Here is a 22,499-nt window from a genome sequence, read left to right as displayed (position 1 = left end):
TGAAACAGAATGTCTGGATGAATACACAGTCGTCATCATAGAAGCGTGGATGATATGCGGAATAAGACCCATTCCTAAGCGTTACAAATCTTAAAATTGATTAATCTACTCAGATTTGTGCTTTTGTTATTTTTGAAAATATCGCAAGGGCTTATTTTTTATCTAAAAAATTTATGAATGTGACTGTAAATGCGTATGTTTCTCATTTTAATTTTATAAAAATCATAAACTTACACATTTTATTTTTTGCATTGTTATCGAAACTTGTCCATAATGTCTGAAAAGGTATGGAGTAATGAAATGCGTGGCAACCCAGAAGTTATAGATTATCTCAACATGTTGATCGGTGGTGAACTGGCTGCACGTGATCAATATTTAATTCATTCCCGTATGTACGAAGATTGGGGTTTAAGCAAAATTTTCGAACGTATTGACCATGAAAGCCAAGAAGAAGGCGCACATGCTGATGCGTTGATTCGCCGAGTATTGTTCCTTGAAGGTACACCAAACATGGATCGTGATGATATCGAAGTTGGTACTGATGTGGTGACCTGCTTAAAAGCAGACTTGGCACTTGAATATCATGTACGTGAAAAGTTAGCGCAAGGCGTGAAACTCTGTGAAGAAAAAGGCGATTATGTCACTCGTGATATGCTTCGTCAGCAAATGTCGGATACAGAAGAAGACCATACCTATTGGCTTGAAAAACAAATGCGTTTGATCGAGTTGATTGGTTTACCAAACTATATTCAATCACAAATGTAAGATGAATAAAACATCATTTTAAATCTGATGTTAAAAAGCCTTTAGGTAAATGTCTAAAGGCTTTTTTTATGAATTATTAATGTTGTGGTGGAGTTTGAATGGTAGGTGATAATTGCCAATATTGTTCTAAAACAGCAATGATGTCTTGAGCTTGTTGTTTGGAAAAAAGAGAAAGACGAATATTCTGTAATGTTTTTTCAGCTGTTATTTTTGTGGAATGTGGAAATGAAATTACAGATTTTTTGAGCCAAAAGGTTTGAAAGTTTTGTTTCAATAATTTGCGTTGCCATTCATATTTTTTAAAGGTGTATGGATTAATTTCTAGGAGTGGAGGATGGTGCAAATCTTGAAGTTGAACTGATTTTGTAGAGAATAAAACTTTAACAATAATACGTTCATGACTAATCGTTAAAGAATCAAAACAACGTATAAAAACAAAGAAAAGTGGGAGAGTCATCAATAATATATGTTGGATTTTTAAAGATGTATGAAATAAAAAGAAAGCCCAACCATAAATTAACAAAATGGAAAAGAAGGTATAAATGCTGGTTTTGGGTGTAGTTTTATATAGAATTTTTTCATTCTGTGTTTGCATTGTTTATCTCATTTTATTTTTTGAATATCTGCTAAAACTTGCTCTGCATGGGTTTGTGTATTCACACTACTATAGTGATAGGTCACAATGCCTTGCGGATCAATTAAAAAAGTTTCTCTTTTTGCTATTTTAACAATTCCAAGATTACGCACAATACCGAATTGTTCAGCAAGTTGATGATTTTCATCGGCTAAAATTGGAAAATTTAAGCCAAGTTTTTCAGAAAATTTTTGATGTGATTGTACATCATCTAAACTCACACCTAAAACTACTGCATTATTTTTGATAAATTGTGGATAGAGGCTTTTGAATTGATTGGCTTCTTGTGTGCAACCAGGAGAGTCGTCTTTTGGATAAAAATATAAAACAACCCATTTGCCTTTATATTGACTTAGTTCATGCCATTTTGCATTTTGATCTTGTAGTTTAAAGTTTGGGGCAGGTTTGCCTACCCATTGTTTTTGATTTGAATCTATTTTGGAAAAAATTGAATTTTCTGCATACGTTATTGTACTCATTGGGCATAAGGTAAATGCCAAAAATAAGCCAATCGCTAATCGTTGTGAGAGTTTCATCCTACATTTCCTGAAATGAGCCAAGCTTTGATCTTAGCAAATTTTTTATGTGTTGCAGGATGAAAACTGTTGGTATTTATTCCAAGAAAATTTATGATTTCTCTTCATTGAGAATAAATACAAAGAGACCATAATGGATGTTGATGCAGTACTGATCAAATTAAAAGCCAATTCGATGCAAAATGTTGAAGCATGGCAAACTGAGTTGACTACCCGAAAAGCTGAAGCGATTGAAACCTTAAAAGCTGAAGGTGTTTTTGTTGAGTCATGGTTTTATATGGAATTGGAAGGGCAGGATTATTTGATTGCTTATATGCGAGCGGAAGATATCGCAAAAGCACAACACATTGGACGTGAAAGTCATTTCCCAATTGATGCGATGCATAAGCAATTTAAGCAAAATTGGGAGAGAGGTTATAAAGCAACGTTATTGGTAGATTTAGAGAATGATAAATAGAGATTGTTATTTGAATTTAGTCGATTAAATTGATTCATCAAGTTTTATACTAAAGCCTAATTTTTAATTTAATCGAGTTTGCTTTGAATCAACGTATTTTACTTATTACAGGTTGGGGCGGTGGAACAAAACTGCTTACACCTTTACAAAGTGCTTTACAGCAAAAAGGTCATTATGTTGAATTGATCAATATCTTTAATGTATTTGATGAAGCAGTATTACAATACCAAACTGACCATGCCACAGATTTTGATGTGATCATAGGCTGGTCTTTAGGCGGGCAGCTTGCAACGCTTTTGGTGGATCAAGTTTCTAAACAATATCACCAACACAAAGTTCTGATCACCTTAGCATCCAATCCATGCTTTGTTGCCAATGAGCAATGGCAAACTGCAATGAGCCCGTCAACATTTCAAAATTTTAAACAAGCCTTTGAAACTGACGCAATTACAACTTTAAAAAAGTTTGGTTTTATGGTTTGTCAGGGAACTACAACGACCAAACAAGATTTTTTAATTTTACAAAGTTTAATACAAGCACAAAATTTAGATCGATTAAAACATGGTTTGGTCTGCTTAGAAAAACTAAACAATGTTAGTATCTTAAAAAACTACCTTGGTCATCAATATCATCTTTTAGGAAAGCAAGATTATTTAGTTGGCTACAAAGTTTCAGAAAATATTCAAAAATTAGCTGCAAAGTTTTTAAAAGTTGAGCTAGTCAGTGGCTCACATGGTTTTCCAGTTTTCCAATCCGATAGCCTAACTGACAAAATCTGCCAATATTTAGAAAAAATAGAATGATCAGTCAGATTACTGGTAAATATCGCAATTTCTTTTTTCTGTATGCAGGTTTAAGATCAGTAAAATAGATTTTTGCATTAAAAGGGACATGGTGTTAAGGATGACTGATTCAAATCATGGATTAACTGATCAACAATTTGATTTGCAACATATTTGGCATCCTTATACTTCGATGATCAATCCATTGCCCACTTTTAAAGTCAAAAGGGCACAAGGAGCGATCATTGAACTTGAAGATGGTCGTCAGTTGATTGATGGCATGTCGTCATGGTGGTGTGCGATTCATGGTTATAATCACCCTGAACTGAATCAGGCAGTGACAGACCAACTTCAAAATATGTCGCACATCATGTTTGGTGGTTTTACCCATGATCCTGCGATTCAACTCGGTAAATTATTACTCAAAATTACCCCACCAAGTTTAGATAAAATTTTCTATGCCGACTCAGGCTCTGTTGCTGTAGAAGTGGCTTTGAAAATGGCAGTTCAGTTTTGGTCTGCACAAGGCGAAATTGCCAAGACCAACTTTGTTACACCACGCTCGGGTTATCATGGTGATACATGGAATGCGATGTCAGTCTGTGATCCAGTCACAGGCATGCATCAAATTTTTGGTTCAAGTTTACCGAATCGGATTTTTATTCCTGCACCACAAACGGCTTTTCATGAAGAATGGAATCCATGTGACATTGCTGAACTCGAAAAAACTTTAGCAGAACAACATCAAAGTATTGCCGCCTTCATCCTTGAACCAATTGTACAAGGTGCAGGTGGAATGCGCTTTTATCATCCTGAATATTTGCGTCAAGCCAAATTACTTTGTGAAAAATATAATATTTTGCTGATTTTCGATGAAATTGCCACAGGTTTTGGACGCACAGGCAAACTTTTTGCATGGGAATGGACAGGTGTTGAGCCTGATATCATGTGTATCGGTAAAGGTTTGACGGGCGGTTATATGACTTTATCCGCAACGCTGACCACCAAAAAAGTCGCTGAAACCATTAGTCAGGGCGAAGCAGGCGTGTTTATGCACGGACCAACTTTTATGGCTAATCCATTGGCATGTGCAGTCGCTGTAAAAAGTACTGAATTGCTGATTTCACAGGATTGGCAAGCTAATATTCAACGTATTGAACAGCAATTATTGAGTCATTTGCAGCCTTTAGCACAGCTTAACTATGTCAAAGAGGTACGTGTTTTAGGTGCAATTGGTGTGGTCGAATTAAGCTTTAATGTTGATATGAAAACTCTGCAACAAGCGTTTGTAGAACGTGGCATTTGGATTCGTCCATTTGGTAAATTGGTCTATGTGATGCCACCTTATGTTATTTCCGAAAATGAATTGAAAACATTGTTAGAACAATTGGTTGAGGTGGTTAAAAATATGGAGAATGTCAAATGAGTCATTTGCTTGAACATTTTTCAATCCAATTGGATGACTTAAAGCAGCAGGGTAATTTTCGTCAATTCACCACCAATATTCAACAAGGTCGTTATATTCAAATCAATGATCGAAACATGTTGAATCTCGCATCCAACGATTATTTGGGTTTAAATGCTGATTTACAATTACGTGAGCAGTTCTTTGATGAAACACCGAATGATCAACGCTGGATGAGTTCAACCTCTTCACGCTTACTCACAGGAAATTTTCCTGAATATGAGCAACTGGAAGAAAGTTTAAGTCAGGCTTTTCATGGTCGTGCTGCGCTGTTATTTAACAGTGGTTATCACATGAATATTGGGATTTTACCTGCACTTGCAGACAGTAAAACTTTGATTTTGGCTGATAAGTTAATTCATGCCAGTATGATTGATGGCATCCGATTATCTACTGCAAAATATGTGCGTTATCGTCATAATGATTTGGCTCATCTCACTCAGCTTTTACAGAAATATCATGAAGATGAAGCTTATGATCGCATCATTGTTGTGACCGAATCTATTTTCAGTATGGATGGTGATGAAACCGATCTGGCTGAATTGGTTCGGATCAAAAAGCAATTTGCCAAAGTCATGCTCTATGTAGATGAAGCGCATGCGATCGGTGTGCGTGGCGAGCAAGGTTTGGGGTGTGCTGAACAATATGGCGTGATTGATGATATTGATCTTTTGGTTGGAACTTTTGGTAAAGCCATTGCCTCAGTCGGTGGATATTTGATGTGTCATGCCATTATTCGAGATTATTTGATTAATGCGATGCGTCCGTTGATTTTTAGTACTGCACAGCCCCCAATTTGTATGGCGTGGACAAACTTTATTTTTCAAAAAATATTGAATCTAAATCCACAACGTCAGCATTTACACACTATGAGTCAAATGCTACAGCAAAATGTTCAAACTAAAGGTTTTGATTGCCCTTCGACTTCGCACATTGTTCCTGTGATTATTGGTGCATCTACGCAGACTGTAGAAAAAGCCAAAACTTTGCAAGATGCAGGTTTTTATATTATGCCAGTGCGTCCACCGACAGTGCCACAACATCGTTCTCGCTTACGAGTTTCTCTCACTGCTCAGATTACTCACACTGATCTTGATCAGTTGACTCAGCTATTGTGAGTCAGTTGTGAAGAATTTAAATATTGATAAATCCAAAGTTGCTTTGCGCTTTGCTCAAGCAGGACAAAGCTATACAGAGCATGCCATTGTACAAAAGCAGATAACACAGCATCTATTTGATTTAATAGGAAAATATTGCCCAGAAATATTCGGAAAACACTTGGAAAATGTCTTAGAAATCGGCTGTGGTTCAGGTAATTTAACTCATCTATTGATCAAGAAATTACAGATTAAGTATTTGATCTTAAATGATTTATATCCTGAGATTCAGCAGCACTTTTTAAATTATCAAAATCTTGATTATCTGATTGGTGATATTGAACAACATAAATTGCCACAAGATTTAACACTTGTCGCTTCGAGTTCAGCTCTGCAGTGGATTATTGATTTAGATGGGCTACTGAAAAAGATTCATTACAGCCTTAACTCTCAAGGTTTTTTATGTTTTTCTACGTTTGGACAGCAGAATTTAAAGCAAATTAAAAGCTTAACAGGGCAAGGTTTGGAGTATTTAAGTCTTGAAAATATTCAGGAAAAATTACAACAACATGGTTTTGAAATTTTACATATTTCTGAGCAAACCCAAGTATTAAGTTTCGAGCATCCAAAGCAAATTTTGCAACATTTAAAAGCTACAGGTGTGACCGCAACCGCCTCTAATTTCCGTTGGACTAAGCACAGTCTGCAAGATTTTTATTTAAATTATCAGCAGTTTTTATTTCCAAATGAGCATGGGCAGCAAGTGTACACACTAAGCTATCATCCTATTTATTGTATTGCACGGAGAATGTCATGACAGGTTCAGTTTACTTTATCAGTGGCATCGACACAGGCATTGGCAAAACGTATACCACTGGTTATTTGGCAAAACTTTGGAATGCACAAGGCAAGAAAACCATTACCCAAAAAATGATTCAGACAGGTAATAGCGACATTTCTGAAGACATCGAGCAGCATCGTCAGATTATGGGAATGGGCTGGTTTCCTGAAGACGAAAGCAAGCTGACTATGCCAGAGATTTTTACTTATCCTGCGTCACCACATCTAGCGACTAAAATCGATGGTCGTGAGATTGATTTCCAAAAAATTGAAAATGCCACACAACAACTTTCTGAAAAATATGACGTTGTATTGCTTGAGGGGGCTGGTGGTTTAATGGTACCACTCACCATAGATCTACTCACGATTGATTATGTTGCGGAGAAAAAAATCCCCGTTATTCTCGTCACTTCAGGACGTTTGGGCAGTATTAATCACACTATTCTGAGTTTAGAAGCACTAAAAAGTCGTGGTTTAGCGTTATATGCTTTGGCATATAATTTAAAAGATGAATCACAGGATAAATTAATTTCCAAAGATACCGCAGAGTATTTAAAAGCGTATTTGACGAAATATTTTCCAGATAGTCTATGGTTGGATATTCCTGTCATCTCTTAGAAAAACTATAGGGACAATACCTAAAAAATGAGTTGATCATAGATAAAAATGAGCCAATCTACTTTTTGTTATTTCAGTAACAGATTGATTGAGATAATAAAAAACCACTATCGTGATAGTGGTTTAATTTTTTTAGATTAATTTATCATTTAGGGTTTGTTAAAGCCCTTTTTTAAACTGAAAGGTTTACGTGGTGAGAATTTATTTTCATCACGGCTTTGGTTAAAATTATTGCCAGAGCGTTCACGATTTGCATCAAAACGAGGAGCTGGACGTTCAGAACGGAAATCGCTGCGCTCACGATTGCCATAAGAACGATCCTGACGGTCTGAACGATGATCTTGGCGTTGGTGGTTATAGTGATGATTGTCTTGACCTTCATGTTGGTCTTGTTCAGTATCACGACGTTGTTGACGTAAGTATCCCCCACGGCGGGCAGCCATAGGTTTGTCTTGCATACGATCATTACGGCGTTTCGCCATACCAAATAGACCTGTACCTTGACGTGGTTTAAGCTCTACGGTTTTTGCTAAGTTGTCGATATCTTGTTTATCTAGCTCCATCCAACGACCTGTACGCAGCTCACGTGGTAAAATCACAGTGCCATAACGTGTACGCAATAAGCGACTGACTTTTAAACCTTGTGATTCAAAGATACGACGAACCTCACGGTTTCGACCTTCTTTTACCACCACTTGATACCAACGGTTGATTCCTTCACCACCAATTTCAGTAAATGACTCAAATTTTGCAGGACCATCGTCTAAAACAACGCCATTGAGCATATTTTTACGCAATTCTGGGGTGACTTCACCCATAACACGTACTGCATATTCACGCTCGATCTCATTCGATGGATGCATCAAACGATTGGCAAGTTCACCATCGTTGGTAAATAACAACAAACCTGTTGAGTTGATGTCTAAACGACCGACCATAACCCAACGGTCATTGCTGATCGGTGGTAAATGTTCAAATACGGTAGGACGTGATTCAGGGTCGTTACGTGAACAAATTTCACCTTCTGGTTTATAGTAAATCAGAACACGGCGGCGAATTTCATCTTCAATTTGGAACTGAACTTTACGACCATCGATGCGAAGCTCATCCGTTGGTTCGATACGTTCACCCACTTGAGCAACTTGACCGTTGACACTCACACGACCAGCAGCAATGACTTCTTCCATATAACGGCGAGAGCCTAATCCTACTCGTGCGAGCACCTTTTGCAATTTTTCACTCATGACAGCATAACCTTAGAAATAATGATCAACAGTGTACCTATTCACGACTTGGGTGCTTGCGCATCCAATGCCATAAAAGCTTCCTTGGCATCCTGTAGGGGAGGCAATTGACCTAATGACACTAGACCAAAAGCATTTAAAAATTGGGGCGTTGTGACAAGCAACGCAGGTCGTCCTGGGAGTTCACGAAAACCAGATTCTTTAATCCAGTTCCATTCAAATAATGTTCGGAGTATTTGACTATTATTTGTTACTCCACGGATTTGCTCAATATCAGCTCGGGTCACGGGCTGATGATAAGCAATCACTGAAATAGTTTCTAACAGTGACGGAGATAATTTGGTCGGTCGTTCAGGCCAAACTTGGGTAATGATGTTGCGATATTTGGCACGAACTTGAAAACGATAACCCTGTGCAACTTCAACCAATTCAATCGAACGACCATGTTGTAAGACAGACAATTGCTGCAAATAATTTTGCAACTGTTGTTTCGAATATTGATTTTGAAACGCTTCTTTTAAGCGGGCAATAGACACGGGTGCATCACTGGCAAAAATAATTGCTTCGATTTGCATCAAAACTTCATGATGCTGCTCGTGTTGAGAGTCTTCTACATTCAACACATTATTTTGATCAATGGTCATGCGGCAGCTCCTTGAATTGCAAGCGGCATATCCAGTCCACTAGAAATAATCTGTATTTTCTGTTGGCGTGTCAGTTCTAAAACTGCCATAAAAGTAACCACCATGCCCATACGACCTTGAGTAGGCAAAAGTAAACTTTCAAAGCTTAAAACCTGTCCAGATTCGATCATTTTTTCAATATAAGCAATGCGTTCTTCAAGTAATACAGGCTCATGCTCAATTTTATGAATGACAGGTTCAGGACGATTAAAAATACAATACAAAGCATCACGCAGCATGTCTACGTCATAACCTTCGTATACGGTAGCTGTTTGCCCAATAGACACATTTGTTGGAAAAATATCACGTTCAAATACAGGCATTTGCCCTAAATGCTCAGCAGCTTGTTTAATTCTTAAATAGGTTTCTAAACGATCAATGAGCGCTTGTTTTGGATCTTTCTCCAGCGTCATTGTTTTCGGTTTAGGTAACAACAAACGAGATTTTAAATCAGCTAACAACGCAGCCATCACCATATAATCTGCGGTCAGCTCTATATTGAGCGATTTCATGCTATCCATATAGGCTAAATACTGACTAGCAATTGGGGCAATATCTAACTGAAGTAAATCAAAACCATTTTTTTGAATCAGGTAAATGAGAAAGTCGAGTGGTCCTTCGAAATGATCTAATAAAATTTCGAATGCAGCAGGTGGAATGTATAAATCCTCAGGGATGGAATCTTGCCACTCATCGAGTACTCGTATGTGTGGTGTATTTTCCATTGAGCTATGGACTGATTGCGTCATTACCGTTTTTAGCCACGCGAATTTTCAAAGGCATGTTAGGCGATTCGGGAGATCACTTTTCAATGTTAGGAGAGGTGAAGTGATAGTCGAATTGCATTGAATATAAAAGTGTTCATATTCTAAATTAAAAAGCAAAGAGAATAAATTGTTAATCTGAATAAAAGTGAAAAAACCTTAAAATAAATAGGGAACATTTTTTTTCGTGATAAAGGCTTTTAAGCTGTATTGTCCAACAATTATTCTGAGTTAAGCTAGAAAAATAGACTAAAAAAGTGCATATTGCTAATAAAGAGCTTTATGGGTAAATGAGTAAAAATGCAGAATTATCAACAATATCAAATCAATGTGTTTGGGCAAAAAGTTGGTAAAGCGCTCACATCAACTTCACCGAAACACTTTCAATCTGATATTTTAACAGGTCAATCTGTACGCTTAATCCCCATATGTCTCGATATTTTAAAAAGTAATGCTTTTTCACATTTGTGGCATGCCGTAGAAAGTGAGCCTAGTCACGCTTGTTGGACGTATTTGCCTTATTCAGCTTTTAGTTTTCAGATTCAACTTGAGCAAGCGCTAAAAAATAATTTTGGTTTTGTAGGATCTCACCATTTCTTAATTGAGATTGATTATAAAATATTGGGTTGGATTGCTTTAATCAATCAACGTGCAGAACATGCAGCGATTGAAATCGGCAATGTTTATTTTTCCCATCAAATGAAACGCAGTATTGCAGCAACCGAAGCTGTTTATTTGTTATTAGAAGCATGTTTTGAGCAAGGTTTTAGACGTGTAGAATGGAAATGTGATGATTTAAATGAGCCTTCTCGAAAAGCAGCTTTACGTTTTGGTTTTCAGTTTGAAGGAATTTTCAGACAGGATCGCATTTCTAAAGGTAATAATCGCAATACTGCTTGGTTTTCGATGTTAGATGAAGAATGGCAAACCATTCAAAAAGCCTATGAAGCGTGGCTCAGCCCTGAAAACTTTGATGAAAATGGTCAGCAAAAAACACGTTTGCAGACCGTGTAGTATTTTTTAAATATTTCTTGTGATGGCAAAGGTTTAAATTTCAAACCAAGCCAACATCAAAAGACACAGCACAACGCCCAAGATAGTACATATCTTTAAAGCAGTTGGAAAATATTTCCAAGACAGTTGTGTACTGCCATATAAATATAAGCTTTCAGCTTTAGAAATCGGATGGATGATGATGCCAAGTCCGAGCATCAGCATCAAAGGCAGCACGAAAGCAAGTTTGATGAGGCTTTGTGGCGGCGCAATCCAGATATACGCAAGAAATCCCCCACTTAACAGGCTCATAAAAATACCAATGAAACGTGTCTTGCGTCTTTCTGGAGCAAATTGTTGCGCTAAGGCATTTTCATCGACATGCGATGATCGGCGTTCCGGATCGGCTTGAATTTGAGTGACTTGGCGAATGGCATTAAAAATTTGAAAATAGTGCTTAAACTTGAATAAACAAAATATAGTTATGAGGATGGACAATAGTGCGACACCTAAAAATAAAGGTTCAAAAATTTGTTTTTGTAGTTGTCCCCAACTCAGCCAAATAAAAACTAAAGCAAGCAATATTGCAATCAGTGCAGTAAAGAAAAACTGAATACATTTCATAAAAATCTGAGCACTGATCATATTTTTACGGGTTGCAAAGGTGGGAGCATCTGCACCTCTCGGAATATATCCAGTCATTTTGTCAGTTAAAAGATCAAGGTCTAAACCTAAACTTTGTTGACCTACGCCAAATTGAATCATATTGCTCAATCGCTGGATTTCTAATTCTATTTTATTCATTTTATACTTTTAGTTTTTTATGGGAGCTTGGACGATCTTAAATCGAGTTGCATGGTTTTTCTAATTTATTATTTCAATAAAAATAAAATTTTAAGTGAATGGTTCTCGCTAGTGTTTAAGCATCATGATTTGCATATTCAATGATACGTAAACACTGATCTTGTAAACAGGTATTAGAGGTCTGCATTTCCTCAAAAAGCTCAAGAACGATAAAAACCTCTAAAAAATACTCAAGTTTTTCATCGTTAATGAATATTGGCTGAGAATCCGTAATAACCTTGGCATTGGACTGCAAATGCCAAGGTTTTTCTGCATAAATGATTCCATCTTCAGCAAACTCTTGAATATTGAGCAACACATAAAATAAATCCATAGACACTTTCTGCATGCTAAAACTTAATTCTAGAATGTAGGGATTGTTAATACCATGAGAAGTTTTAGGGTTTACTCGTGATTTAATGATATTGTTGCTTAGGGAAAAATTGATTGATCTGTGTAGCCATTCAGGCAATATGAAGTCACATTTGTGCTGTGACGACCTAAATTTATGTTTACACAGCTACTTGATGATAGGCACGATTAAAATAAACCAAACTGTGGTCTTGTGGGTTTTGCTGAATGGCAACAATAGGGCAGATAAATATCGTGTGCGTACCTACCTCTTGAATCTGTTCAATCTGACAATCAAAACTGACCAATGCATCTTCTAGAACAGGAGCACCTGTTGCTAATTCAGTCCAAGTACCATGTTTAAAGCGTTCTTCAGAACTCATTTTTGAGGCAAATACATTGGACAAATGTTCATGTTGTGCAGCCAAAACATTCACAGTTAAAATTTTGCTTTCAACAAAATAAGCATGTGAACGTGATGATTTATTCATACAGACCAGTAAGGTTGGTGGGGTATCGGTAACACTGCATACAGCCGATGCTGTGAATCCATGATAACCAGACTCACCTACAGTAGTCACAACATTGACTGCACTTGTTAATGACGACATTGCATTTTTAAAGACTGTTGCTTCAACCATGACTATATTCCTATGTATCTGAAGAATTACATGTAACTGTGAGGATTCTTCAGATTCAGATTTGAACAATGAAGGATTTTTACAATCCTGTGCCATCCTTTGTTTGTAAAGGAGGTTTTAAAACTATTTTGATAATTCTTGACGAATAATCTCTGCACCTGCACTAAGGGCTTTCAACTTTCCGCGGGCGATTTCACGTCCAAGTGGCGCCATACCACAGTTGGTTGAAGGATAAAGTTTATCTGCATCAACAAATTGTAGTGCTTTACGCAGAGTATTTGCCACTTCTTCAGGGGTTTCAATCTCATTGGTTGCGACATCAATCGCACCCACCATGACTTTTTTTCCACGAATCAATTCGATTAAATCCATGGGTACACGTGAGTTTTGACATTCCAAAGACACGATATCAATCTTGGATTTTTGCAGTTTTGGAAAAGCTTCTTCGTATTGACGCCATTCTGAACCGAGCGTTTTTTTCCAATCGGTATTGGCTTTGATGCCATAACCATAACAAATATGTACCGCAGTTTCACATTTTAGACCTTCAAGCGCACGTTCTAAAGTAGCAACACCCCAGTCATTCACTTCATCAAAAAAAACGTTAAATGCAGGTTCATCAAACTGAATAATATCCACACCTGCTGCTTCTAACTCACGAGCTTCTTGATTTAAAATTTTAGCAAATTCCCATGCCAACTTTTCACGACTTTTATAATGACCATCATACAAAGTGTCAATCATGGTCATTGGACCAGGAAGCGCCCATTTAATTGGTTGCTCAGTCAATGAACGTAAAAATTTTGCATCGTCTACAAAAACAGGTTTTTGACGAGATACAGCACCGACCACAGAAGGCACACTGGCATCATAACGATCACGGATTTTTACTGTTTCACGTTTTTCAAAATCTACACCATCAAGATGCTCAATAAAAGTCGTCACAAAATGCTGACGAGTTTGTTCACCATCGCTAACAATATCAATGCCTGCCTGCTGCTGCTCATGCAAAGACAAACGCAATGCATCGAGTTTACCATCCATTAATTCTTGATCTTGCAACTTCCATGGTGACCAAAGTTTTTCAGGCTCAGCGAGCCATGATGGTTTGGGTAAGCTGCCTGCGGTAGAGGTCGGGAGTAAAATATTCATGCTGTATATCTTCTATCTTCAGTAAATTTAAGCCACTTGATTGTTACGAGAGAATCTTGCAGCCCATCGCTGAAGAACATCATGGTAAGGCTTAATGAAGTTTTCTTCCGTCCATTTACCTTGTTTTACTGCCAACTGACCACGTTCAACACGGTCATAGACGATACGCGTTAATGAATAATCAGGATACTCTAAACTTGGTTGATAAACCTGACCTGCATTTGAATTGGCATTATAGATTTCAGGACGGTAAATTTTTTGGAAAGTTTCCATCGTGCTGATAGCACTGATCAACTCAATGTCTGTATAGTCTTGCAATAAGTCACCGCTAAAATAAAATGCCAATGGTGCTACTGCATGAGCAGGCATAAAATAGCGAACTATTAAGCCCATTTTTGCAAAATACTCATCCGTACGAGAGTATTCATCATTGGTATATTCCACACCGAGTACAGGGTGAATATTCGCAGTACGATAATAGGTTTTAGAGGTAGAAACACTTAAGCATATGACTGGTTGCTTGGCAAACTCGGCTTTAAATACATCTGAATTGACAAAAAATTGATATAATTTACCGTGTAAATCTCCAAAATCTTCAGGTTTTTCATTGGTTTTACAACCTAAAGATGGCAATACCACACTAAAGTCATAATCTCGTACATATGAAGAAAAACTGTTGCCAATCATGCCTTCAAAACGTTCATTGGTTTTATGATCAATGATCGTACTTTTCAACATTTCAATAAACGGAAATGTCTGACCATTCCCTTCAACATCGAGTTCCGCAGAAATAATGTCAATTTCAAGTGAATAACGATCTGCTTTTGGATTATCGAAATGCGCCAAACTATTAAAACGATTGTTGATCATTCTCAATGTATTGCGTAAATTTTCTTGGCGAAACTCACCACGTGCAAGATTTGCAAAATTTGTGGTCAAACGTGTACTGTTCGCTGGAAGATAGTTTTCATCAAAGCGAATATGTTTAATTGCACATGTAAATTTTTCACTCATGGGAAATTCCCCCTAATTTCTAAAGTAAATCTAAATTCTTTCAATGCAGATATTTATACTTGAAAGCTAACATGAATAAAAATGATTTAATTTAAGTCTAAGTTGAGTAAAATTCACTTTTTATTTAAACACTCTGGGAAAGTGCTAAAATAAAATAATAATTTACAATTACTTATATGTTTATATGAATTGGTTCTATTTATAAACTATCTCGAATAGTTTAATTACTGAATGAATTTCTCACATAAAAAAACGCACCGAAAATCGGTGCGTTTGTATATCTATTATTTTATGCATCTATTATTTACGCAGGAATACGTAATACTTGACCTGGGAAGATATCATCTGCATTTTTTAATAATGGGCGATTTGCTTCAAAAATTTTATTGTATTGGTTTGGATCACCATAAAATTCTTTAGAAATCTTAGATAAGTTATCTCCAGATTTTACTGTGTAAAATTTACTTTCAGGTTCTGGCGCAGCAACGGTCATTTGATCGTCTACTTGTGCAACATGATCAATATTACCTACAGCTAAGATGATTTTTTCTTTATCTGCCTGTGTTTGGGCTTGACCTTTGATGGTTGCTAGATCTGATGCGCCATTATAACTGACCGATAAACCTGTAACAGGTAAACCCAATGCTTTGATGTGACCGAGTAATTTATTTGCAATTTCTTGTGCAGATGGTTCAGCAGGTGTTGCCGGCGCTGCTTGTGGTTCAGCAGGTGCTGTATTTTTTTTACCAATACCTTTAATAAAATCAAAAAGACCCATTGTGTTTCTCCGTATAAATTTAAGTTTTATTTAATGAAGCGTTATAAAAATTTGTACTCTATTTTTATAACTAAAAAATATACTGAAATTGGTTGTCATTGGTGAGAGAAAAGTAACGATATGTAACCAATGTTTTTGATTTATAAATAAAAAAAGCCACCAAAATGGTGGCTTTAATCGTTGATGATTACACATCAAACATTCAACAGATTAACCTAGTTTTTTAGTCACATAGTCAATAGCTGATTGAACAGTGGTAATTTCATTTGAATCTTCATCAGGAATCGTGATGTCAAAGTCATTTTCGAAAGACATTACAAGCTCAACTAAGTCTAAAGAGTCAGCACCTAAGTCATCCATGAAAGATGCTTCGTTTTTGATCTCTTCAGCTTTCATACCTAATTGTTCTGCAACAGCTTGTTTAATGCGTTGTTCGATATCGCTCACAGGAATTCTCCTCATTGCTTGTGGCGGCGTTTGATTGCCTATAGTTTAATTGAATATTGAAATTTTTCAAAGTTAATACATGACATTAAGCCATGTATAAACCACCATTTACATGTAATACTGTACCAGTGATGTAACTTGCTTTGTCAGAAGCTAAAAAGCTCACTGCATTTGCAATGTCTTGTGGCTCACCAAAACGATTTAACGCTACTTGATCACTCATTTTTTTGCGAATGTCTTCGCTCAACTGCTCAGTCATTTCTGTGGCAATAAAACCTGGTGCAATGCAATTCACTGTGATTTGACGGCTTCCCATCTCTTTGGCAAGACTACGGCTAAATGCTTCGATGCCTGCTTTGGCAGCAGAGTAGTTTGCCTGACCTGGGTTGGCAAAATGTGCAACCACAGAACTGATATTAATAATACGACCGAAACGTGCTTTGGTCATACCTTTGAGTACACGTTTAGACAAACGGAAAACGGCTTTAAGATGAATATTTAAAATATCATCCCAATCTGTTTCTGACATACGCAGTAACAAATTATCTTTGGTAATACCTGCATTATTCACCAAGATCAACACTGAACCATATTTTTGTTCAATATCTGAAACCAGTGCATCAATTGCTTCACCGTCACGTACATCTAATACCGCACCAGCACCATTTTCGCCAAACGTTGCTGTTAATTTTTCTGCACCAGCGTCAGAAGTTGCTGTGCCTATTACAAAGTAACCGTCTAAAATAAGTTGCTGAGCAATAGCTGCGCCAATTCCTCTGCTTGCACCTGTCACTAATGCGACTTTGCGTTGTTGTGTCATGCAATTTTTCCTTCTGCCACTAAAATGGCATTCAGTGCATCTTCCATGCGACTTTGTGTGTCAATTGGGAATGCTTTTTCAATGTTCGGCAAGCGTTTTGCAAGATTCGCCAATACATTACCTGGACCACATTCAACCACATATTGAATACCTTGATCTTGTAAGTATTGCATGGTCTTGGTCCACTGAACTGACTGATACAATTGTGCAGTCAAGGCTTGGCGTAAATTAGCTACATCAGTTGCAATCGCTGCGTTGACATTTTGTATTACAGGAATACTCGGTAGCTCAATGGCAGTTTGTTCCAAAGCTTGTGCAAACTGCTCTGCTGCAGGTTTCATCAATGAACAATGTGAGGGTACCGACACGGGTAGGGCGATGGCTTTCCCACCATTTTCTTTGGCACTTTCCATGACTGCATCAACTAAAGTTTTATCACCAGCAATAACGACTTGCCCTTGTGCATTGTAATTTGCTGCTTCAACTGAGCCACGCCCTTGAATATTGACTTGCTCACAAAGTTCGATGACTCTGGCATCCTCTAAGCTAAGAATTGCAGCCATAGCACCTTGACCTTGTGGGACAGCAGATTGCATCAATTGACCACGTAAATGCACTAATTTCACCGCATCTGCTAATGAAATCGCATTTCCTGCCACCAATGCACTGTATTCACCCAGTGAATGTCCTGCTAAATATTTAGGGGCTATACCACCTAGATCTAGCCATACGCGCCACATTGCAATACTTGCTGTTAGTAAAACTGGCTGAGTATTTTCTGTTTGATTTAAACCTTCACCACTTTGCGCAATGTTCCATAAGTCAAAACCAACAGCTTCTGAAGCTTCTGTAAATGTTTCTGTAACCACAGCAAACTGTTCTGCAAGTTCAGCCAGCATACCCACTTTTTGTGAGCCTTGACCAGGAAACAAAAATGCAGTTTTGGTTGCTTGAGCTGCTTGCTCCAGTTGTTTAGCAGACATATAAAAGTCCTTTCTTCATACTTAGCTCGTTTCCGATGCGGCAATTTAACATTAAAAAAAATAAAATTTAATTGCCAAATACAACAAAAATTAAGGTAAAAAAAAGGGAGCTGAATGCTCCCAATTTTTTCACTAAGCTTTCGCTTAATGCATTATCAACAATTATTCAGCATCAGCTGCTTTAGCGAATAATTGACGACCACGGTAAAAACCATCTTTAGTCACATGGTGACGACGGTGAGTTTCACCTGTAGTTTGGTCTACGGTTAATGCATTCTCGGTTAAAGCGTCATGTGAACGGCGCATGTCACGGCGAGAGCGACTTTTACGGTTTTGCTGAACGGCCATGATGGCTCCTTACAAAGATCGAAAAAATGGATCAGAACAATTCGGTTGTCTTAACTAACCATTATAACATAAAAATTAGTTAAGTTTACCTTTTAAACTTGCTAAAACATCAAACGGATTGTCCCGTTTTTCTTCAACAATGTCCTGATCGACTGGCTGATGTTTATGTTCACAAGCAGTATGCTTAGGAGACATAGGCATCAACGTTATCAACTCATCTTCTATTAGTGAAAGTAAATCAGCTGTCGCAGGGGTATTACTTGCGTAATCTCCCTGAGAAGTCGCTTCACTTTCGCCTAAGACGATGTAATCAGCATCCTCATCCAAGCGCTCTATCAGTGACTCATCATCGATCAAAGCTATATGGAAATCTGAACTAAGCTCAATTTCAACAGGTTCCAAACAACGTTGGCACTCCATTGGAACTTTGGTTTCAGCGTGACCATCTAACCATACGATGCGATGATAGGCATCCATTGATAGTGTACAGTCTATATTGACCAATTGATCATCAATTGATCCAACAGCTTCACGAGCAATACGAACACAGCGAGACAATGGCAGTGTACCTGACCATGTAAAGCCCTGTTCAGCCCATTTAAACGGCTCAATCTGTGCCGGAAAGGTTTTTGCTGACATAATTAAGGCGGCAATTCTACAAATTCATCGGTACTCTGTCAAAGATTAAGATACAATTTTGTACTTATTTAGACAGATCATTTGGGTAATTCAAGTCATGCATCAGTTGCAGCCGCAACCTGAAGTCAAAACTTCATTACAGTTAAACACTTCTTCGACATTAAATTCTGCTGAAAAATCAAATGCTGCGCAACGTTTACAGTGGAATGATTTAAATACAGAAGCTCAACACGTCGATTGGCTTATCTTACACTTTAATCAATGGTTTTCCCACCTAAATGTACAACTTGTTCGTGGTGATTTCGAACCTGAATATTTTCCAGCAACAAAAGATATGCCAGCCCGTATTCAGTTTGCGCATGGCTATTTTAATAGCGCATTACATGAAATCAGTCATTGGACAATAGCAGGTGAACAGCGCCGCTTATTACCAGATTTAGGTTATTGGTATGCACCCGATGGTCGCTCTGCTGAACAGCAAGCACTGTTTGAGCAAGTTGAGATTAAACCACAAGCTATTGAATGGTTATTTGCTCAAGCCTTTGGGCGAAAATTTCGTGTATCTTTAGACAATCTTACGGGTGAAGGTGGAGATGGTACGATATTTAAGGATAATGTTTTTGTCCAAGTGCAACGTTATTTTTCAGGTGAAGCCAAACTTCCTCGAGATGCAAAATATTTTATTGAGCAGGTCTGTGCTTGCACAAGAAGTGGCAAAACATTACAAATTGTTGAATTTCAGCGTGAAATGCTTGATTAATTTACATAAATCAACATAGTGAGATTGCAACTGTTACTTTAAGCAAGTGATAATGAATGAAAAATATTCAGGAGAGAAAAATATGCTGCATTTAAGAGTTCATCCTGACAACCCACAACCTCGTCTAATTAGTCAAGCTGTGGAACGCATTCGTGCTGGCGATGTGGTGGTCTATCCAACGGATGCTGCTTATGCGATAGGCTGTCAGATTGGAAATAAAAATGCGATGGAACGCATTACACAAATTCGAGGTTTGGGTCCAAAGCATCAATATGCCATTATTTGTGCTGATTTATCAGATATTGCAACTTATGCAAAAGTTGACAATGCAATGTATCGCTTGCTTAAGGCTAATACCCCAGCAGTGACCACGTTTATTTTACCTGCGACCAGTGAAGTACCACGTCGTCTGATGCATCCTAAAAAGAAAACTATTGGTTTGCGTGTACCCAGCAATGCGGTATGTCAAATGCTACTGAAAGAGTTAGGTGAGCCTTTGCTGACCAGTACTTTGATTTTACCGAATCAGGAGCAGCCTTTAGATGATCCTTTTGATATTGAGCAGCAACTGGAAAAACGTATAGATGTATTTATTGACAGTGGTTTAGGCACACTTACGACTACGAGTATTGTTGATCTATCTGGTGCTAATCCTGAAATCGTGCGTCGGGGTGTGGGGGATGTGAGTGCATTTGAATAAGATCTCATATTAGAAAATAAAAAACATAGAAGTTTATCCAAAAATTCTTCACGGAATCTAATACTGCGCTGACTAACATAAACCCTGATTGATTGGTATTTACCTAAAGTTGATGAATTTTTTTTGATGTAATTGAGCAACCTTAAGGTTGCTTTTTTTGAGAAAAATCAGATGTAGATAGTGTTTCAAAAAGCAGTAGATTCTCTAAAAAATCGAAAGGATTTTTCCCAAAGAATTTTTCTTATATCATCCGAATTATACTTCTACTATAAATGAATGGGAAATATGTCTTACCTACTTTTTTACTTGGAATATGAATAATAAATTAAGTAACTTATTCAATAATATTTCAAGCTTACTGGATGGCTTGAAGAGCAGCTTTACTATACGTTAAGCAAAATATCGAAACTATGATAGAGGTTTAATATTCTGTTAATTAAAATAAAAAAATAGTGTTGCTGTTTTATGCTATTTCAGTAAATTTAGTGATCTTTATCGGAAATTTAAACAATAAATGTTTATTTTTGTTGTTTTATGTTAACTTTATAAAATGTAAAAATAAATAATTTTTAAAAAGTTTTGAGCGATAAAACAAGGATGATGATCACATGAAAAGATTTTCTGTATTATTTATATTTTCAACATTTATGTCATTCACTTGTGCTCATGCTATTAACTTAAATGAGAGTGAAGCAATAACTCAAGATTTTATTCAAATCAATACTATAACTCCAACTCCTGATTTAGTGGATATCAAACTGCCTACATTGGTTAAGATGAGTGATGATGAACTTTCTGAAGTACAAGGACAAGCTTTATATTCTTTAAATCGACAAGAACAAGGTGGATTGTCCTTTTATACTTTAAGTATGGAAGCTGATATTGGATTAAATGCAAATATTAGATCATTACAGGTAGGTTGTGGTGGAGTAAATGGCCCAGATAAATGCGATATTGATATTCAAAACTTTTCATTAGGATGTGTTGCGAATTCAGCTGGTATTTGTATAACACTACCTAAGTCTAATGCAAGCCAACCTAATGGACAATATATTAATAATGGTCAATATATTACCTCACAAGAAGCATCTGCTAATATTCCTACATCTTTATTAAATAATACCTTAACTAATAGTCCTGCAGTTGGAGACACAAATCAAAATCAGTTATTGGATTTCGTAATAAAAAATCCATTTTTCCAGTTTGCAATCAAAAATGCGGACAGTCCTTCTACTCGTGAAGTTGTAGGAGTTCGGTTAGGTGGAGCAAATGTAAGTGGACCAATGAGCTTTGGTGCATTGAATACATTTAGTGGTTATTTAACGGGAATAGCAAATTTAACAATGCAAGGTGAAACAAACGTTGGAATGACAGAAAAATCTAATAGTTATTGGCAAAATGCAAGTGCATATATGGGATTAAATCCACAAGGTGTAGATGTTTTAGGCCCTCCAGTAGCTGGGGCAAGAACTAATTTTACGCATTTAACTATTAATTATGGAACTGTAAGTCGCAATGGGCTAAATGTATTGGTAAATGGCAATAGAGTGACTCAAGCAAAAATTCAGGGTTTAAATTTATCTTCTGTGGTTGACGATATTGGAACTAATTTGTCACTTAATCAAGGAACAGCAGGAATATGTGCTTTTTTTATTTGTGGTGGTATTGATTCAATGAATATTAGTGGATGGAGTCAGGGAATTAAAGATGCAATTTTAGGAATTGTAAAACCTGCTGCATTAAATTATGTGAAACAACAGTTAGCAAGTGGATTGGGAACAAATACAAGTCAACTAAGTACCTATCAACTACCTTTTAATTTAAGTAATGTTCATCAACTTTATGTAAATTCAAATGCATTTGGTTTAGCTATATCTAAGCAAAATATACAATATCCTGGTTATGCAGCTGCAGTAAATGCAGGGTGGAGTATGTATATTCCGAATGGCTTTACTTTAAATATTAATGAAAAAACAAGCTCTTTAGTATCAAATATTGCTAGTAATAGTTTTGCGCGAGATGGCAATATTACTCAATTAGCGGCACCATATCGGAACTGTTATGGAGGTTTAACATTCTGTTGAAGTTTTTGGAAAAACTTTTAAGCACCATTTATGGTGCTTTTTTATGTCAATTATCTGAAAA

27 protein-coding genes are annotated in these 22,499 nt (G+C 36.9%); 11 read left to right on the top strand and 16 right to left on the bottom strand.

The genetic code is table 11. The features are described from left to right. Nucleotides 1-300 precede the first annotated feature (300 nt). Nucleotides 301-765, top strand: a complete 465-nt coding sequence (ftn, locus tag DJ533_RS14855; protein WP_065994172.1) for a heteropolymeric bacterioferritin subunit Ftn — start codon at nucleotides 301-303, stop codon at nucleotides 763-765. Nucleotides 766-841: 76 nt separating this feature from the next. Here the strand turns inward: ftn and DJ533_RS14850 are convergent, their stop codons facing one another. Both DJ533_RS14850 and DJ533_RS14845 read right to left on the bottom strand, forming a co-directional pair. Continuing rightward, nucleotides 842-1,360, bottom strand: a complete 519-nt coding sequence (locus DJ533_RS14850; protein WP_065994171.1) for a hypothetical protein — start codon at nucleotides 1,358-1,360, stop codon at nucleotides 842-844. A gap of 8 nt (nucleotides 1,361-1,368) precedes the next feature. Then, nucleotides 1,369-1,935 (bottom strand): peroxiredoxin, encoded by a 567-nt coding sequence (locus tag DJ533_RS14845; protein WP_065994170.1) that lies wholly within the window; start codon nucleotides 1,933-1,935, stop codon nucleotides 1,369-1,371. A 133-nt stretch (nucleotides 1,936-2,068) separates the two neighbouring features. On the opposite strand from DJ533_RS14845, the gene DJ533_RS14840 reads away from it, so the two are divergent. From DJ533_RS14840 to bioD, 6 genes are all read left to right on the top strand, one after another. Then, nucleotides 2,069-2,392 (top strand): DUF6176 family protein, encoded by a 324-nt coding sequence (locus tag DJ533_RS14840; RefSeq protein ID WP_065994169.1) that lies wholly within the window; start codon nucleotides 2,069-2,071, stop codon nucleotides 2,390-2,392. An 83-nt stretch (nucleotides 2,393-2,475) separates the two neighbouring features. Next, nucleotides 2,476-3,195, top strand: coding sequence for an alpha/beta hydrolase family protein (locus DJ533_RS14835; protein ID WP_065994168.1), 720 nt, complete (start codon nucleotides 2,476-2,478; stop codon nucleotides 3,193-3,195). Between the two features lie 100 nt (nucleotides 3,196-3,295). Then, the gene (gene bioA / locus DJ533_RS14830; RefSeq protein WP_065994167.1) at nucleotides 3,296-4,600 is read left to right on the top strand and encodes an adenosylmethionine--8-amino-7-oxononanoate transaminase; all 1,305 of its coding nucleotides are present in this window, start codon (nucleotides 3,296-3,298) and stop codon (nucleotides 4,598-4,600) included. Further along, on the top strand, nucleotides 4,597-5,757 hold the full coding sequence (locus tag DJ533_RS14825) for an 8-amino-7-oxononanoate synthase (RefSeq protein WP_065994166.1): 1,161 nt from the start codon (nucleotides 4,597-4,599) through the stop codon (nucleotides 5,755-5,757). The genes bioA and DJ533_RS14825 overlap by 4 nt, the downstream gene beginning before the upstream one ends. A 7-nt stretch (nucleotides 5,758-5,764) precedes the next feature. Beyond that, entirely contained in the window at nucleotides 5,765-6,553 is a 789-nt protein-coding gene (bioC, locus tag DJ533_RS14820) for a malonyl-ACP O-methyltransferase BioC (protein ID WP_065994165.1), read from the top strand. Then, entirely contained in the window at nucleotides 6,550-7,194 is a 645-nt protein-coding gene (gene bioD / locus DJ533_RS14815) for a dethiobiotin synthase (protein WP_065994164.1), read from the top strand. Before bioC ends, bioD begins: the two co-directional genes overlap by 4 nt. A 149-nt stretch (nucleotides 7,195-7,343) precedes the next feature. Here the strand turns inward: bioD and rluB are convergent, their stop codons facing one another. Genes rluB through DJ533_RS14800 form a run of 3 tightly spaced genes read right to left on the bottom strand, consistent with a single transcriptional unit; the run spans nucleotide 7,344 to nucleotide 9,870 of the window. Continuing rightward, on the bottom strand, nucleotides 7,344-8,438 hold the full coding sequence (gene rluB / locus DJ533_RS14810; protein WP_081406104.1) for a 23S rRNA pseudouridine(2605) synthase RluB: 1,095 nt from the start codon (nucleotides 8,436-8,438) through the stop codon (nucleotides 7,344-7,346). A 41-nt stretch (nucleotides 8,439-8,479) separates the two neighbouring features. After that, entirely contained in the window at nucleotides 8,480-9,082 is a 603-nt protein-coding gene (scpB, locus tag DJ533_RS14805) for an SMC-Scp complex subunit ScpB (RefSeq protein WP_065994163.1), read from the bottom strand. Then, entirely contained in the window at nucleotides 9,079-9,870 is a 792-nt protein-coding gene (locus tag DJ533_RS14800) for a segregation and condensation protein A (RefSeq protein WP_065994162.1), read from the bottom strand. The genes scpB and DJ533_RS14800 overlap by 4 nt, the downstream gene beginning before the upstream one ends. A gap of 315 nt (nucleotides 9,871-10,185) precedes the next feature. Between DJ533_RS14800 and DJ533_RS14795 the strand changes: the two genes are divergently transcribed. Beyond that, complete coding sequence (locus DJ533_RS14795) at nucleotides 10,186-10,899, top strand: GNAT family N-acetyltransferase (protein ID WP_065994161.1); 714 nt, start codon at nucleotides 10,186-10,188, stop codon at nucleotides 10,897-10,899. A 33-nt stretch (nucleotides 10,900-10,932) separates the two neighbouring features. Here the strand turns inward: DJ533_RS14795 and DJ533_RS14790 are convergent, their stop codons facing one another. The 11 genes from DJ533_RS14790 to DJ533_RS14740 all read right to left on the bottom strand — a co-directional run bounded on the left by DJ533_RS14790 (nucleotide 10,933) and on the right by DJ533_RS14740 (nucleotide 18,894). Further along, nucleotides 10,933-11,682, bottom strand: a complete 750-nt coding sequence (locus DJ533_RS14790; RefSeq protein ID WP_148245842.1) for a hypothetical protein — start codon at nucleotides 11,680-11,682, stop codon at nucleotides 10,933-10,935. A 115-nt stretch (nucleotides 11,683-11,797) separates the two neighbouring features. After that, on the bottom strand, nucleotides 11,798-12,070 hold the full coding sequence (locus DJ533_RS14785; protein WP_228716486.1) for a hypothetical protein: 273 nt from the start codon (nucleotides 12,068-12,070) through the stop codon (nucleotides 11,798-11,800). 163 nt (nucleotides 12,071-12,233) lie between these two features. Next, the gene (locus DJ533_RS14780) at nucleotides 12,234-12,713 is read right to left on the bottom strand and encodes a flavin reductase (protein WP_065994158.1); all 480 of its coding nucleotides are present in this window, start codon (nucleotides 12,711-12,713) and stop codon (nucleotides 12,234-12,236) included. A 123-nt stretch (nucleotides 12,714-12,836) separates the two neighbouring features. Beyond that, the gene (locus tag DJ533_RS14775; RefSeq protein WP_065994157.1) at nucleotides 12,837-13,865 is read right to left on the bottom strand and encodes a methionine synthase; all 1,029 of its coding nucleotides are present in this window, start codon (nucleotides 13,863-13,865) and stop codon (nucleotides 12,837-12,839) included. Between the two features lie 27 nt (nucleotides 13,866-13,892). Beyond that, the gene (locus tag DJ533_RS14770; RefSeq protein ID WP_065994156.1) at nucleotides 13,893-14,879 is read right to left on the bottom strand and encodes a putative oxygenase MesX; all 987 of its coding nucleotides are present in this window, start codon (nucleotides 14,877-14,879) and stop codon (nucleotides 13,893-13,895) included. A 304-nt stretch (nucleotides 14,880-15,183) separates the two neighbouring features. Next, nucleotides 15,184-15,657 (bottom strand): peptidoglycan-binding protein LysM, encoded by a 474-nt coding sequence (gene lysM, locus DJ533_RS14765; protein WP_065994155.1) that lies wholly within the window; start codon nucleotides 15,655-15,657, stop codon nucleotides 15,184-15,186. A gap of 210 nt (nucleotides 15,658-15,867) precedes the next feature. Continuing rightward, on the bottom strand, nucleotides 15,868-16,104 hold the full coding sequence (acpP, locus tag DJ533_RS14760; protein WP_065994154.1) for an acyl carrier protein: 237 nt from the start codon (nucleotides 16,102-16,104) through the stop codon (nucleotides 15,868-15,870). Between the two features lie 85 nt (nucleotides 16,105-16,189). Next, the gene (gene fabG / locus DJ533_RS14755) at nucleotides 16,190-16,924 is read right to left on the bottom strand and encodes a 3-oxoacyl-ACP reductase FabG (protein ID WP_065994153.1); all 735 of its coding nucleotides are present in this window, start codon (nucleotides 16,922-16,924) and stop codon (nucleotides 16,190-16,192) included. Continuing rightward, nucleotides 16,921-17,907, bottom strand: a complete 987-nt coding sequence (gene fabD, locus DJ533_RS14750; RefSeq protein ID WP_065994152.1) for an ACP S-malonyltransferase — start codon at nucleotides 17,905-17,907, stop codon at nucleotides 16,921-16,923. Before fabD ends, fabG begins: the two co-directional genes overlap by 4 nt. A 162-nt stretch (nucleotides 17,908-18,069) precedes the next feature. Beyond that, entirely contained in the window at nucleotides 18,070-18,255 is a 186-nt protein-coding gene (gene rpmF / locus DJ533_RS14745; protein WP_004723964.1) for a 50S ribosomal protein L32, read from the bottom strand. A 75-nt stretch (nucleotides 18,256-18,330) separates the two neighbouring features. After that, nucleotides 18,331-18,894 (bottom strand): YceD family protein, encoded by a 564-nt coding sequence (locus tag DJ533_RS14740; protein WP_065994151.1) that lies wholly within the window; start codon nucleotides 18,892-18,894, stop codon nucleotides 18,331-18,333. A gap of 97 nt (nucleotides 18,895-18,991) precedes the next feature. On the opposite strand from DJ533_RS14740, the gene DJ533_RS14735 reads away from it, so the two are divergent. The 3 genes from DJ533_RS14735 to DJ533_RS14725 all read left to right on the top strand — a co-directional run bounded on the left by DJ533_RS14735 (nucleotide 18,992) and on the right by DJ533_RS14725 (nucleotide 22,438). Then, nucleotides 18,992-19,654 (top strand): elongation factor P hydroxylase, encoded by a 663-nt coding sequence (locus DJ533_RS14735; protein WP_065994150.1) that lies wholly within the window; start codon nucleotides 18,992-18,994, stop codon nucleotides 19,652-19,654. An 82-nt stretch (nucleotides 19,655-19,736) separates the two neighbouring features. Further along, nucleotides 19,737-20,354 carry an L-threonylcarbamoyladenylate synthase gene (locus tag DJ533_RS14730; protein ID WP_065994149.1) on the top strand — a complete coding sequence of 206 codons (618 nt, stop codon included), beginning with the start codon at nucleotides 19,737-19,739 and terminating at the stop codon, nucleotides 20,352-20,354. Nucleotides 20,355-20,962: 608 nt separating this feature from the next. Next, nucleotides 20,963-22,438 (top strand): hypothetical protein, encoded by a 1,476-nt coding sequence (locus DJ533_RS14725; RefSeq protein WP_215900540.1) that lies wholly within the window; start codon nucleotides 20,963-20,965, stop codon nucleotides 22,436-22,438. Nucleotides 22,439-22,499 lie beyond the last annotated feature (61 nt).

Origin of the sequence: Acinetobacter defluvii (assembly GCF_001704615.3) — a bacterium.
GTDB classification, from domain to species: domain Bacteria; phylum Pseudomonadota; class Gammaproteobacteria; order Pseudomonadales; family Moraxellaceae; genus Acinetobacter; species Acinetobacter defluvii.
This window is presented reverse-complemented; position numbering and strand designations above follow the sequence as displayed.

What these genes read in the sequence shown, in the direction of transcription:
- DJ533_RS14770 (WP_065994156.1), bottom strand. Translation starts at nt 14,879, where the DNA reads ATGAGTGAAAAATTTACATGTGCAATTAAACATATTCGCTTTGATGAA.
- fabD (WP_065994152.1), bottom strand. Translation starts at nt 17,907, where the DNA reads ATGTCTGCTAAACAACTGGAGCAAGCAGCTCAAGCAACCAAAACTGCA.
- DJ533_RS14775 (WP_065994157.1), bottom strand. Translation starts at nt 13,865, where the DNA reads ATGAATATTTTACTCCCGACCTCTACCGCAGGCAGCTTACCCAAACCA.
- rluB (WP_081406104.1), bottom strand. Translation starts at nt 8,438, where the DNA reads ATGAGTGAAAAATTGCAAAAGGTGCTCGCACGAGTAGGATTAGGCTCT.
- DJ533_RS14845 (WP_065994170.1), bottom strand. Translation starts at nt 1,935, where the DNA reads ATGAAACTCTCACAACGATTAGCGATTGGCTTATTTTTGGCATTTACC.
- ftn (WP_065994172.1), top strand. Translation starts at nt 301, where the DNA reads ATGCGTGGCAACCCAGAAGTTATAGATTATCTCAACATGTTGATCGGT.
- DJ533_RS14780 (WP_065994158.1), bottom strand. Translation starts at nt 12,713, where the DNA reads ATGGTTGAAGCAACAGTCTTTAAAAATGCAATGTCGTCATTAACAAGT.
- lysM (WP_065994155.1), bottom strand. Translation starts at nt 15,657, where the DNA reads ATGGGTCTTTTTGATTTTATTAAAGGTATTGGTAAAAAAAATACAGCA.
- DJ533_RS14730 (WP_065994149.1), top strand. Translation starts at nt 19,737, where the DNA reads ATGCTGCATTTAAGAGTTCATCCTGACAACCCACAACCTCGTCTAATT.
- fabG (WP_065994153.1), bottom strand. Translation starts at nt 16,924, where the DNA reads ATGACACAACAACGCAAAGTCGCATTAGTGACAGGTGCAAGCAGAGGA.
- DJ533_RS14800 (WP_065994162.1), bottom strand. Translation starts at nt 9,870, where the DNA reads ATGACGCAATCAGTCCATAGCTCAATGGAAAATACACCACACATACGA.
- DJ533_RS14785 (WP_228716486.1), bottom strand. Translation starts at nt 12,070, where the DNA reads ATGCAGAAAGTGTCTATGGATTTATTTTATGTGTTGCTCAATATTCAA.
- bioD (WP_065994164.1), top strand. Translation starts at nt 6,550, where the DNA reads ATGACAGGTTCAGTTTACTTTATCAGTGGCATCGACACAGGCATTGGC.
- bioA (WP_065994167.1), top strand. Translation starts at nt 3,296, where the DNA reads ATGACTGATTCAAATCATGGATTAACTGATCAACAATTTGATTTGCAA.
- DJ533_RS14790 (WP_148245842.1), bottom strand. Translation starts at nt 11,682, where the DNA reads ATGAATAAAATAGAATTAGAAATCCAGCGATTGAGCAATATGATTCAA.
- scpB (WP_065994163.1), bottom strand. Translation starts at nt 9,082, where the DNA reads ATGACCATTGATCAAAATAATGTGTTGAATGTAGAAGACTCTCAACAC.
- DJ533_RS14850 (WP_065994171.1), bottom strand. Translation starts at nt 1,360, where the DNA reads ATGCAAACACAGAATGAAAAAATTCTATATAAAACTACACCCAAAACC.
- DJ533_RS14725 (WP_215900540.1), top strand. Translation starts at nt 20,963, where the DNA reads ATGAAAAGATTTTCTGTATTATTTATATTTTCAACATTTATGTCATTC.
- DJ533_RS14825 (WP_065994166.1), top strand. Translation starts at nt 4,597, where the DNA reads ATGAGTCATTTGCTTGAACATTTTTCAATCCAATTGGATGACTTAAAG.
- rpmF (WP_004723964.1), bottom strand. Translation starts at nt 18,255, where the DNA reads ATGGCCGTTCAGCAAAACCGTAAAAGTCGCTCTCGCCGTGACATGCGC.
- DJ533_RS14840 (WP_065994169.1), top strand. Translation starts at nt 2,069, where the DNA reads ATGGATGTTGATGCAGTACTGATCAAATTAAAAGCCAATTCGATGCAA.
- DJ533_RS14795 (WP_065994161.1), top strand. Translation starts at nt 10,186, where the DNA reads ATGCAGAATTATCAACAATATCAAATCAATGTGTTTGGGCAAAAAGTT.
- DJ533_RS14740 (WP_065994151.1), bottom strand. Translation starts at nt 18,894, where the DNA reads ATGTCAGCAAAAACCTTTCCGGCACAGATTGAGCCGTTTAAATGGGCT.
- DJ533_RS14735 (WP_065994150.1), top strand. Translation starts at nt 18,992, where the DNA reads ATGCATCAGTTGCAGCCGCAACCTGAAGTCAAAACTTCATTACAGTTA.